Raw genomic sequence first — 11814 nt, 5'->3', positions numbered from 1 at the left:
CCCCCCGCTCGGTGCCGAGCATGCGGTTGGCGTCGGTATCGAGCCCGAGACGGACCGCAACCGCATGTTCGGCGAACGGCAACCGCATGCTCGGCACCGCGAGCGGGTGCTCAGCCCACCTGGCGCCGCACCGCGCGGCGCACGCGCTCGGGGTCGAGCCGGGCGCCGGTCGGTTCGGTCGACAGGGCCGCGTGCAGCACGAGCCCCTCGATGAGGGCGTCGAGGTGGGGCACGACGTCCGCGTCCACGTGCCGCCGCAGCGCAGCCTGGCTCGCGGCCATCCACCGCTGCGTGACCGTACGGAAGGCGGGCTTGCGCGCCGCGAGGACGTAGAGCTCGAGCGCGACGAGCAGGTCCCGCTGGTAGCTGCCCGACTCGTCGCAGACCAGCGCGACGATCGCCTCGACCGGGTCGCCGCCCTCGGGGACCGCGTCCATCGCCACCTCGAAGCGCGCCGCGGCCTGGACCGCGTGCCGCTCGAACGCGAGCCGCAGCAGCTCGTCGAGGTTCTCGAAGTGGTACGTCATGGACCCGAGCGGCACGTCCGCCGCGGCGGCCACCACCCGGTGGGTCGCGCCCGCGACGCCGTGCTCGGCGATGACGTCGAGGGCCGCGTCGACGATCCGGTCCTTGCGGTCGGGGTCGACGCGGCGCACGCCGGTCACTCGTCGATGTGGCGCAGCACGCGGGCCGGGTTGCCCACGGCCACGACGTTCGCGGGCAGGTCGCGGGTCACGACGGACCCGGCGCCCACCACGGTGTTCTCGCCGATCGTCACGCCCGGGCACACGGTCACACCGCCGCCGAGCCACACGTTGTCACCGATCGTGATGGGCTGCGCGGCCTCCCACTTGTCGCGGCGCGGGCCGGGCTCGACGGGGTGCGTGGGCGTCAGGAGCTGGACGTTGGGGCCGATGAGCACGTCGTCGCCGATCGTGACGGGCGCGACGTCGAGGCACACGAGGTTGTAGTTCACGAAGACGCGCGCGCCGATCGTGGTCCGGTAGCCGAGGTCGCAGCGGAACGGGGGGCGGAGGTCGCTGCCCTCGCCGAACGCGCCGAGCAGCTCGGTCAGCACCTCGCGACGGGCCGTGCCGTCGTTCGGGTCCAGGGTGTTGAGGCGGTGGCTGAGCGACATGGCGCGCTCGGAGTCGGCCGCGATCTGCGGGTCGTCGGCGAGGTAGAGGTCGCCCGCGAGCATGCGCTCGCGCATGGTGCGCTGGTCGGAAGGGTCCGGGAAGGTCATGTGTACAAGCGTACACATGACCGTGGGGCCACCCGTCAGACAGAGGCCCGACGGCGGTGCGTCACCTCCTCGAGGACCGTGCGGAGCCGCACGGGGAAGTCCTCGGGCGTGTCGGGCGGGAGCCGGTCCACCCGGAACCACGCGACGGCCTCGCTCTCGTCGCTGACCACAGGCAGAGCGTCGAGCTCCGCGAACGCCGCATAGCCAACGTCCCAGTGGACCAGGCAGGTCCCGAACCGCGAGGACAGCGCGTGCCGGTGCAGGTCCACGGGCGCACCGTCGGGCTCGAACGGCACCAGCCCGACGATCCCGCTCTCCTCCCGGGCCTCCCGGAAGGCCCCCGCCGCGAGGCTCTCGTCGCCCGGCTCGACGTGCCCGCCGACCTGGACCCAGAACTGGCCCTTGCGGTGGAAGCACAGCAGCACGTGCAGCAGGTCCGGGGTCAGGACGAAGCAGCTCCCCGTCAGGTGCTCGGGGCCGCCGCGGAAGATCACGTCCTGCCGACCTTCCTCGACGAAGGCCACGTACTCCCCGCGCAGCGCGGCCTGCGCGGGGCTGAGCGGCCCCCAGGACCGGATCGAGTCGAGGGCGGTGGCGGCGAGGGCGTCGGCGGAGGTCACCCGGGAAGCCTACGACCGACGGCCCGACGGCCCGGCTCCCGGGCGACGTGCGCGAGGTAGAGGGCCGCCGTCGAGGTAGAGGGCTCCAACCCTCTACCTCGACGCGATCCCTCTACCTCGGCACCGGCTTCAGGGAGTCAGCACGCTCCCTCGTCCTTCCACGGCCCCCAGTCGCTGGCCACGGGGGCGTTGCCCTGTGTCCAATAGCGGGCCGACCACCTGTGGCCCGCGTACGTGACCTGCGCACCACCGTTGTACGCCGTCCCGGCGACCCACGGGGCTGCCGAGCACCCGGCACCACCCGTGTTGCCGCCCGGGGTACCACCAGGGGTGCCGCCCGTCGTCCCGCCGGAGACCACCGGGTTCACGACCTTCACCCCGCGCGGGTGGTCGTAGGTCGTGGCGTAGGTGTTCGTCCCGATCGTCACGCGGACGTTCGAGATCTGCGCCATGGGCAGCCGCCACGACAGCTTGGTGTAGGCCGAGCCGCCCGCCGGGATGCCGCCCGAGGGCACCTTGAGCGTCGCCGAGTGCAGGTCTCCCTTGAGCCCGCCCACGTTGTTGCCTGAGTGCCCCGCGACCGTCGTGATGCCCCAGCCGTTCTGCTCGCCGAGCGCCGCGGACGTGGTCGTCGCGAAGTCGAACGAGATGGTCGCCCCCGCCGGGATCGCGACCGTCGACCTGTTCGAGAACGTCACCCGGGGGTTGATCGGGTAGTTGTTGTCCCCGAGCGCGAACTCCGAGAAGGACACCCCGAGGTCGATCGCCTGCGCCGGCGTCGCGGTCTTGGACTTGGCCGCCCCGTAGGGCGCCGCGGTGGAGAACGCCGAGTGCATGCGTGTCACGAGACTGTCGCCCATGCCGTACTCGCCGCTCGCCGCGTCCAGGCCGTAGTCCCCGGCCAGCTCCCAGATCATCAGGCCGCCGTAGCCGCCCGCGACCACGTAGTCGGCCTTGGCCGCGATCGCCTGGTCGGAGTCACCCGAGATGAACGACTTCGTCTGCGCGTTCCACCACCACTCGGTCTTGGTCACCGGGTCGAAGTTGTGCTGGTAGGTCCCGGTCAGCGGACCGGTCGGTGCGCCGTAGGCCGCCGCGTACGAGCCGACCTTTCCGTTCTGCAGGTTCAGCATGTGCCAGATCGGGTTGCCACCCGCAGGGATCTTCTGGCCGGCCTTGTCGACGTCGTACCAGATGTTGTCGATCCCGCCCGCGCCGTTGCCGCACTTGGACGTGCCACCCAGCGAGGGCCCGGTGCCCGGTGGGCACTTGGTCTGGTCCGGCAGCGCCGCCTTGCCCCACAGGCCGTTGGTCCCGCCCTGCACGTTGGTCCAGCCCCGCGTGTAGAACGGGACGCCGATGTTGATGCGCCCGGCCTGCACGGCCCCGCGGAAGTAGTGCGCGGCCCAGTCGGCGTTGAGGTAGCCGATCCCGTCGTACGCCCCGTAGACGCCTGCGGCTGCGAGCTCGCCGTCCTTGCCGTCGTCGAACAGGGCGCCGTTGCCGCCCACGAAGTCGTTCCACGTCCCGTGCAGGTCGTACGACATCACGTTGACGTAGTCGAGGTACGGCATGATCTGGAAGACCTCCATGCCGCGCAGCAGCCACCCGGACGCGGGGGCCGCGATGGTCAGCATGTAGTACTCGCCGTCCTGCGCGGCGGCCTTGTCGAGGGCCTCGCGCGTGGTCTTCATGAGCTGCTCGTAGTTCTTCCAGAGCTGGCCGCGCCGCGCGTCGGCGATCTGGAAGTCGTCCGGGTTCCCGGCCTTGACGTTCGAGGTCGGGTACTCGTAGTCGATGTCGATCCCGTCGAACCCGTAGGTCCGCACCATCGCGACCGCGGACGCAGCGAACGCGTCGTACTCGGCCTGCGTGTCCAGGGTGTAGAACCCACCGGAGGCGACACGGTTGCCGTCGACACCGAAGTAGCCGCCGGTCTCGGCCCAGCCGCCGACCGACACGAGCGTGCGCACGCCCGGGTGCTGCTTCTTGAACTTGGTGAGCTGGTTGAAGTGGCCCTTGTAGGGGACGGTCGGGTCGAGCGCGTTCTCGGCGCCCGCGAACGTCAGGCCCGTCGCCTCGCTCGTCGCCGACTCGGCGTTCACCGAGATCTTCGAGTCCGGTCCGACGTGCGCGAACGCGTAGTTGATGTGCGACAGCTTGGTCCAGGGGATGTCGCTCGCGAGGTACGACGGGGTGCCGTTCGCGCCCGTGCGCCACGACGTGAAGTAGCCGATCACGCGCCGGTCGAGGCCGTTGGCCAGCTTCTCGCGCCCCGCCTCGTCGTACACGTCGCAGTAGGGCACGTCGACGGCCTTGTTGACGGCGAGCCCGTCGGGGCGGCACTTCTCCTGCGGGTTCGTGGAGATGGGGGTGCCGGGGTCACCGCCCGTCGGGTCACCGCCCGTCGGGTCGCCGGTCGGGTCACCGCCCGTCGGGTCGCCGGTCGGGTCACCGCCCGTCGGGTCCCCGGTCGGGTCCGTCCCGCAGGGCCCGACGATCTTCCACGCCCCCCACTGCTGCGTGCCGGGTGTCTCACCCTGGGTCCACCAGGACGCCTTGTAGTTGGACCCGCTGTACGACGCGACGCTCCCGCCCGTGTACACCGCCGACGCCGACCACGCGGGCGCGCACGCCTCGGCCGCGGACGCCACGGGTACCTGCGCGACGAGCGGTACCGCCACCACTGCCGTCGCGGCGACTCCTGCGAGCCACCGCCTCACGGACCGTCTGCTGCGTTGCATGATCGACCGCCTCCCCAGCACGGCTGCGGCACCGTTGCCGCGGCATCGTGTGCCGTCACGCTAGGCCTCGTGTCGCGGCGCCCACATCAGGGGCGCCCGCACAGTTCGGTACGTACGTAGTTCCCGCAGCCCCTCCCACGTGGTTCCCAGGTGTCTTGTCAGTGCGAGCGTGACCTCGAGTTCACGCTCGCACTGACACGAGGCGCGGGCCCGACGGCGCCGCGCACCCGGGTGCGTCCGCGGGCTGGGAGAATGGTCGGGTGACGAACGGCCTCTTCGACCTGCCCGAGGGCACGCGTGTCCCACCCCGTCGGATCGTCCTGCTGACTGGTCCGTCGGGCTCGGGCAAGACGTCGCTGACCCGGCGCCTGGGCCTGCCGGTCGTCGAGCTGGACGACTTCTACCACGACGTGGACCACCCCGGGATGCCGCAGCGCTTCGGGATCGTCGACTGGGACTCCCCCGGGAGCTGGGACTCGGCGAGCGCCATGGAGGCGCTGCTCGCGCTCGTCACGACGGGTCGCTCGGACGTCCCCGTGTACGACATCCCGACGTCGCGCCGCACGGGCACGACACAGCTCGACGTGAGCGGGTCGCGCCTCGTGATCGCGGAGGGGATCTTCGCGGCCGAGCTCGTCGCGGCCTGCCGGGCCGAGGGCATCCTGGCCGACGCGATCTGCCTGCGCAGGCCCCGGCTGGTGTCGTTCTGGTTCCGGCTCCTGCGGGACCTGGCCGAGTCGCGCAAGCCGCCGCTGACCCTGCTCCGCCGCGGCTGGGGGTTGCTGCGCGACGAGCCGCGCCTGATCCAGGGCTGGGTCGACAAGGGCTGCCGCACGGCGTCGCCGGGTCAGGCGGAGCGGGACGTCCGGGCCCTCCTCGCGGGCTGACGCGGTCCGCGAGGGCGAGCGACGCCGTCGGGACCGCGGCTCAGCCCAGGTGCACCGCGACCTGGTCCCCCTGCGGCAGGAGGCGATCCTTGGGGCCGCGGACCAGCACGGCCGCGAGCACGGCGCCCACGACCAGCGTGACCGCGGTCGCGACGAACGCCGCCGAGTAGCCGTCGACGAACGCCGCGAGCTGCGACGCCTCGTCCGTGACGACTGCCCCGGCGACCGCGCCCGCGTAGAGCGTCGTGAAGACGGACAGCCCGATCGAGCCGCCGATCTGCATCGAGGCGTTGACGGTCGCGCTCGCGGCGCCCGCGTCGTGCGGCTCGACGCCCGAGAGCGCGACGTTCTGCAGCGGCACCAGCACCAGGGCCATGCCCGCGCCCAGCACGAGGAGAGCCGGCAGGACCTCGACCGCGTACGACCCGCCCACCGTGATCCGGCTCAGGTGGACGAGCGCGGCTGCGGCGACCAGCGGCCCGCCGATCATGAGCGGCCGGGGCCCGCACCGCGCGAGGAGCTGCGTGACCACGGGCGCCAGGACGAGCGTCATGATCGTCATGGGCAGCGTGCCGAGGCCCGCCTGCAGGGGCGAGAGGCCCATGACGATCTGCAGGTGCAGCGCGAGGTACAGGAGCGCACCGATCATGAGTGCTCCGAAGATCGCCTGCAGCGCGAACGCGCCCGCGCGGACCCTGTCCGTCAGGACGCGCAGAGGCAGCAGCGGCTGCGCGACACGCGACTCGACCCACACGAACAGCGCCAGGAGGACGGCGCCCGCCGCGAGGCACGCGATCGTCTCGGGCGCGGCCCAGCTGTGCTCGGCGAGCGTGAAGCCGTAGACGAGCGAGCCGAGGCCGAGCACCACGAGGATCGTCCCCAGGACGTCGTACCGGTTGTCCCCTTCGGCCCTGCTCTCGCGGATCAGCACCTGGCCCGCGACCAGCGCGACCACCACGACGGGCACGTTGACCCACAGGCACCAGCGCCAGTCGGCGAACTCGGTCAGGGCACCGCCCAGGACCAGCCCGACGGCGGCGCCGACCCCCGCGACCGACCCGAAGACCGCGAAGGCGGTGTTCCGCTCGCGACCCCGCGGGAACGAGACCGTGAGCAGCGCGAGCGCAGCGGGCGCGAGCAGGGCCGCGAAGACACCCTGGAGTCCGCGCATCGCGACGAGCTCGGTGCCGTTGCGCGCGAACCCCGCGAGCAGCGACGCGATCCCGAAGCCGACCATCCCGAGCAGGTAGGAGCGCTTGCGACCCCAGTAGTCGGCGATGCGCCCGCCGAGGAGCAGGAGGGCTCCGAACGCGAGCGCGTAGGCCGTGACCACCCACTGGCGCTGGGTGTCGGTCAGGCCGAGCTCGACCTGGGCCTGCGGGAGGGCGATGTTCACGATCGTGCCGTCGAGCACGACGAGGAGCTGCGTGAGCGCGAGGATGACGAGGATCCACCAGCGACGGGGGCCGGTCGCGACCGGCGCGTCCTGCGCGACCGGAGCGGTGCCGTGGGGTTCGGCGGAGGGAGGGACCACCTGGGCCGAGGGCGCAGTGATGGTGGGGGGAGAGACGGGCATGACCGACCTTCGGGACGCAGCGGGGATCGTGGGGTTTCCAGCCCGGATCGAGACGTGTCGCGAGATGCCGCAGACCGTTCGACCGCCCCAACTACGAAGTCGGACAGACGAGCAATCCTAACGTGTCGGCCCGTCAGGAAGCGGTGTGAGGTCACCCACGGCGCCTCCCCCGTGACGGAGCGGTACGCCCCCGGGCGAGCGGCGCCGTCGGGCCGATCGTCGAGTGCGCAGTTCGGGCTGCGACCTGCGCGGATCAACAGCCCGAACTGCACACTCGGCACCGTGGCAAGCTCCTGTCAGCGACGGGTCATGGTCGAGGCGTACCCGCCCCCGCCCGGGTAGACCCACTCCCCGACGACCGAGTCGCCGTCGGCGTCGAACAGGCCCTCGAAGTAGGCCGGCCCACCCTTGGCCCCTGCCCAGATCGTCAGGTGGTCACCGGTGAGCTCGTACGCGTAGTCCAGCGTGTTGCCCAGGGAGTCGTAGAAGCGGGAGACGACGTCCTCGCCCACGGGCTCGCCGAACGGGTGGAGGTTGCCGATGACCTCGAGCCCTGCGACCTCCTGGCCGAACTGCACGAGCCGGACCCGCTGGAGGAGGAAGTACCCGCCCTCCATCCACTCGTAGGTGACCTCGCCCTCCGCACCGCCGGTCACCCGCCAGGTGCCGACGAGTCGATCGAGGGCACGCAGGCCCGCGCTGGGCGGAGCCTGCTCCTCGAGGCCGTAGCCGTCGACGTCGACGGTCGCCGCCGCCTCGTCCGTGCGGGCCTCGTGCGGGGTGCTGTTCATGATCGGTCTCCTTCGCGCTCACGCTGCACCCGGTCGGCGCAGTCGTGGACACCTCGTCGCGACGGGCGATCCCTCGACACCCCCTCGATGTGATGTGCATCACATCGAGGGGGTGTCGAGATCCCCTCCGTGGCCCCGAGGTAGCCGTGAACCGTCCCGTCACCCGAGGAGATCCCGATGACCAGCCAGACCCGGCCGACCACGCCACCCACCGGATCGACCCCGCCGTCCGACCGCCACCCGCGCACTCGCTCGCTGCTGACCGCGGCGACCCTCGCCGGTCCGTTCTTCGTCGTCTCCGCCGGCGTGCAGTCCGTCGCCCGCGAGGGGTTCGACCTGCGCGTCCACCCCCTCAGCCAGCTCTCCACGGGAGACCTCGGCTGGATCCAGATCCTCACCTTCGCCCTGACCGGCCTCGGCCTCCTCGCCCTGGCGGTGGCCCACCGACGGATCGTCCGGGAAGGAGCCGGGCGGCGCGCCGTCCCCGTCCTGCTGGGGATCGCAGGGGTCGGCTTCGTGCTCGCGGGCGTCTTCGTCATGGACCCCGAGAACGGCTTCCCCGTCGGCACGCCGGACGGACCTGCAGCGTCGATGTCGTGGCACGGCATCGCCCACTCGGTGGTCGCCGCCGTCGCCTTCACCGCGCTCGCCGTGGCAGCCGTCGTCCTGGCCGTGCGAGCAGCGCGTGCCCGCCGGGTCCTGGCCGCGGTCGGTCACGGTGTCGTCGGCCTCGCCCTGCTCCTGCCCGTGTCGCCCGAGACCGCGAGCCTCCAGGTCGCCGTCAACGGCCTCGTCGCCTTCACCTGGACCACGGTGCTCGCCCAGCGGCTGCGGACCCTCCTCACCGCCTGAGAGTCTGGTCACGGACCCGGCCAGCCCGTTCGAGGGAGAACCACATGAAGTACCTGTTGCTCGGATACACCCCGACCGCCGCGTGGGACGCCGGCACCGCCGACACGCCGACCGACGACGCGCTCGCGGCCTTCGCCGCCTACCAGGAGTTCGAGGCGGAGCTGCGCCGCACCGGAGAGTTCGTGTCGAGCGAGGGCCTGGGCCACCCGGCGGTGAGCACGACGGTGCGCCGGACCGACTCCGGCGTCGTCGCGACCGACGGACCCTTCGCCGAGCTCAAGGAGGTCCTCGCGAGCTTCGCGATCATCGACTGCGCGAGCCACGAGCGGGCCGTCGCGATCGTCAGCCGCATGGTCGAGGTCCTGGGCGAGCCCATGGAGATCCGCCCGATCATGGGCGACGACTTCGCGGCCTGACATGACGTCCGCACCGGGGTCCGCCCCTCCCCCGGGCCCGAGCGTCGAGGACCTGCTGCGCACGGAGGCGCCGCAGGTCCTCGGCGCGCTCGTGCGCCGGTTCAGCCGGTTCGACGTCGCCGAGGACGCCGTCCAGGAGGCGCTGCTCGTCGCGAGCACCCGGTGGCCCGTCGAGGGCGTGCCGGTCGAGCCGCGGTCGTGGCTCGTGCGCGTCGCCTACCGTCGGATGATCGACCTCCTGCGCTCAGAGCAGTCGCGCCACCGCCGCGAGCGGACGGTCGGGGCGGCCGTGCTCGCGGAGCACGCGTCGGGCCGCGAGGTGGTCGACGACGACGACAGCCTCACCCTGCTGCTCCTGTGCGCCCACCCGTCCCTCAGCCCGACCTCTCAGGTCGCCCTGACCCTGCGCGCCGTGGGCGGCCTCACGACCGCGGAGATCGCCCATGCCTACGGCGTGAGCGAGGCGACCATGGGGACACGGATCAGCCGGGCGAAGCAGCAGCTCCGCCAGGAAGGGACCCGCTTCGTCCCCACGACCTCGGCCGACCGCGACGCACGCCTCGCGTCGGTGCTGCGGGTGCTGTACCTCGTGTTCAACGAGGGCTACACGGCGACCTCGGGGACGCGGCTCGGCCGGGTCGACCTCGCGCGCGAAGCCGTCCGGCTCGCCCGGCTCGCCCGAGCACACAGCCCTCGCGACCCCGAGGTCGCCGGGCTCCTCGCCCTCATGCTGCTCACCGAGGCCCGCCGCGACGCGCGAACCGACGACCAGGACCACCTGGTGCCCCTCGAGCACCAGGACCGGTCGCGTTGGGACCACGAGATGATCGAGGAGGGCCGCGCGATCATCGACGCCGTCTGGCCGTTGCGTACCGTCGGGCCGTACCAGGTGCAGGCCGCGATCGCCGCCGTCCACGCGACGGCGACGAGCGACGCCGACACCGACTGGCCGCAGATCGCCGCGCTCTACCTCTGGCTCGAACGCCTCGCGCCGACAGGCCCGGTCCGCCTGGCGCGCGTCGTGGCGGTCGCGCGGGCGTTCGGCCCCCGGCGGGGCCTCGACCTCCTCGATGCGCTCGACCGCGAGCACGCGCTCGCGGGCGACCCTCTCGCCGGCCCGCGTGAGCCCGCGGTGCGCGCACACCTGCTCGACGACCTGGGGCGCCACGGCGAGGCAGCGGTCGCCTTCCGGTCCGCTGCGGCCCGTACGCAGAACGCGGTCGAGCAGGACTACCTGCTCGACCGGGCTCGGACCAGTGCCGCACGCGATCCCGGGACGCCCTGACGACCGGTCCGTAGGCCCGGTGCTAGCGTGGAGACGCCTGTTCCGCGCTAGCCCGCCCTCCACCCCACCGTCGCCCGAGCGAGGAGCTCCCATGGCCGACGAGACGATCTCCCGACGCGTGCGCGACCTCGCGCGGTCCACGCCGTTCGACGTCCTGCTGGGGTTCTTCGCGCACGAGTACCCCGAGCGCCGGGCCCGCCCCGGGGTCCTGGACCTCACGTTCGGCAACCCGCACGACCCGGCCCCGGCCGAGTACGTCGAGGCGCTGCGCGCGAGCGCCGTCCCGCGCGACGAGCACTGGTTCGGGTACAAGGTCAGCGAGCCCGCCGCGCGGGCCGCGGCCGCCGAGTCGCTGCGGGACGTGGTGGACCTGCCCTTCGAGCCCGACGACGTCCACCTCACCACGGGCGGCTTCACCGCCCTGGCCCTCGCGCTCAAGCTGGTGTGCGACCCGGGCGACGAGGTCGTCTACAGCGTGCCGCCCTGGTTCGCGTACGAGGTGATCGTGCGCGAGGCCGGGCTCGTCCCGGTCAAGGTGCCGGTCTCCCCTGAGACGTTCGACCTGGACCTCGACGCGATCGCCGACGCGATCACGCCGCGCACCCGGGTCGTGCTCGTCAACACGCCCAACAACCCGACCGGACGCGTCTACCCCGTGGGTGATCTGCGCCGTCTGGCGACGTTGCTCGACGAGGCGTCGGCGCGGAACGGGCGCCGCGTCTTCGTGGTGTCCGACGAGCCGTACCACCGGATCGTCTACGACGGCACGGAGTTCCACAGCCCCGCCGAGGTCTACCCGTGGACCCTGCTGGCCTACAGCTACGGCAAGACGCTGCTCGCGCCCGGCCAGCGCATCGGGTACCTCGCGGTCCCGCCGACCCTGCCGGGGCGCGAGGACCTGCGGCCCGCGATCGAGGCGCTCCAGATCGCGATCGGGTACGCGTTCCCCAACGCCGTCCTCCAGCACGCGCTGCCGCTCCTGGAGCGCATCCCGTTCGACGTCATGCTCTACCAGCGCAAGCGCGACCTCATGGTGGCCGGCCTGCGCGACATCGGCTACGACCTGCACCGCCCCGAGGGCACGTTCTACCTCTTCCCCCGCTCCCCCGACCCCGACGACCGCGCCTTCGAGGCCCTCCTCGCCGACCACGACGTCCTGGTCCTCGGCGGGAAGTACTTCGAGACCCCGGGCCGGTTCCGCATCTCGCTCACGGCGAGCGTGGAGACGCTCGAGGCGAGCCTGCCGCGGTTCGCGGCGGCGTTCGCCGAGGTGGGCTGAGTATCGCTGCCCGACGGCGCCGCTCGGCTCGTGCGGTCAGGCGCGGGCGCGTGGACGGACTGGCCGGTGCGCGCGGCGAGTGCGCAGTTCGGGCTGTCGCCGGGCGCACGAGACCGCC

Annotated in this window: 11 protein-coding genes; 5 read left to right on the top strand and 6 right to left on the bottom strand. The window is 72.5% G+C overall.

Annotation, left to right across the window (positions count from 1 at the left end; genetic code table 11):
- Positions 1-110 precede the first annotated feature (110 nt).
- From IE95_RS0111915 to IE95_RS0111900, 4 genes are all read right to left on the bottom strand, one after another.
- Entirely contained in the window at positions 111-656 is a 546-nt protein-coding gene (locus IE95_RS0111915) for a TetR/AcrR family transcriptional regulator (RefSeq protein WP_240666251.1), read from the bottom strand.
- 5 nt (positions 657-661) lie between these two features.
- On the bottom strand, positions 662-1246 hold the full coding sequence (locus IE95_RS0111910) for a sugar O-acetyltransferase (RefSeq protein ID WP_030151853.1): 585 nt from the start codon (positions 1244-1246) through the stop codon (positions 662-664).
- A gap of 35 nt (positions 1247-1281) precedes the next feature.
- Positions 1282-1866 (bottom strand): NUDIX hydrolase, encoded by a 585-nt coding sequence (locus IE95_RS0111905; RefSeq protein WP_051703044.1) that lies wholly within the window; start codon positions 1864-1866, stop codon positions 1282-1284.
- Positions 1867-2003: 137 nt separating this feature from the next.
- The gene (locus IE95_RS0111900; RefSeq protein ID WP_084690190.1) at positions 2004-4610 is read right to left on the bottom strand and encodes a glycosyl hydrolase family 18 protein; all 2607 of its coding nucleotides are present in this window, start codon (positions 4608-4610) and stop codon (positions 2004-2006) included.
- Positions 4611-4870: 260 nt separating this feature from the next.
- On the opposite strand from IE95_RS0111900, the gene IE95_RS0111890 reads away from it, so the two are divergent.
- On the top strand, positions 4871-5497 hold the full coding sequence (locus IE95_RS0111890; RefSeq protein ID WP_051703042.1) for a uridine kinase family protein: 627 nt from the start codon (positions 4871-4873) through the stop codon (positions 5495-5497).
- Positions 5498-5537: 40 nt separating this feature from the next.
- Here the strand turns inward: IE95_RS0111890 and IE95_RS0111885 are convergent, their stop codons facing one another.
- Positions 5538-7073 carry an MFS transporter gene (locus IE95_RS0111885; RefSeq protein WP_164984122.1) on the bottom strand — a complete coding sequence of 512 codons (1536 nt, stop codon included), beginning with the start codon at positions 7071-7073 and terminating at the stop codon, positions 5538-5540.
- A 296-nt stretch (positions 7074-7369) separates the two neighbouring features.
- Positions 7370-7864, bottom strand: coding sequence for a hypothetical protein (locus tag IE95_RS18970; protein WP_030151847.1), 495 nt, complete (start codon positions 7862-7864; stop codon positions 7370-7372).
- A 177-nt stretch (positions 7865-8041) separates the two neighbouring features.
- Here IE95_RS18970 and IE95_RS0111875 point away from each other — a divergent pair, with 177 nt between their 5' ends.
- The 4 genes from IE95_RS0111875 (at position 8042) to IE95_RS0111860 (ending at position 11696) form a co-directional block, all read left to right on the top strand.
- Positions 8042-8716 (top strand): DUF998 domain-containing protein, encoded by a 675-nt coding sequence (locus tag IE95_RS0111875; RefSeq protein WP_036571913.1) that lies wholly within the window; start codon positions 8042-8044, stop codon positions 8714-8716.
- A gap of 44 nt (positions 8717-8760) precedes the next feature.
- Positions 8761-9132: a YciI family protein gene (locus tag IE95_RS0111870; RefSeq protein ID WP_030151845.1), complete on the top strand. Its 372-nt coding sequence runs from the start codon at positions 8761-8763 to the stop codon at positions 9130-9132.
- Position 9133: 1 nt separating this feature from the next.
- Positions 9134-10417, top strand: coding sequence for an RNA polymerase sigma factor (locus tag IE95_RS0111865; protein ID WP_030151844.1), 1284 nt, complete (start codon positions 9134-9136; stop codon positions 10415-10417).
- A 91-nt stretch (positions 10418-10508) separates the two neighbouring features.
- The gene (locus IE95_RS0111860) at positions 10509-11696 is read left to right on the top strand and encodes an aminotransferase class I/II-fold pyridoxal phosphate-dependent enzyme (protein ID WP_030151843.1); all 1188 of its coding nucleotides are present in this window, start codon (positions 10509-10511) and stop codon (positions 11694-11696) included.
- Positions 11697-11814 lie beyond the last annotated feature (118 nt).

This window comes from Oerskovia turbata (assembly GCF_000718325.1).
Lineage (GTDB): Bacteria > Actinomycetota > Actinomycetes > Actinomycetales > Cellulomonadaceae > Oerskovia > Oerskovia turbata.
This window is presented reverse-complemented; position numbering and strand designations above follow the sequence as displayed.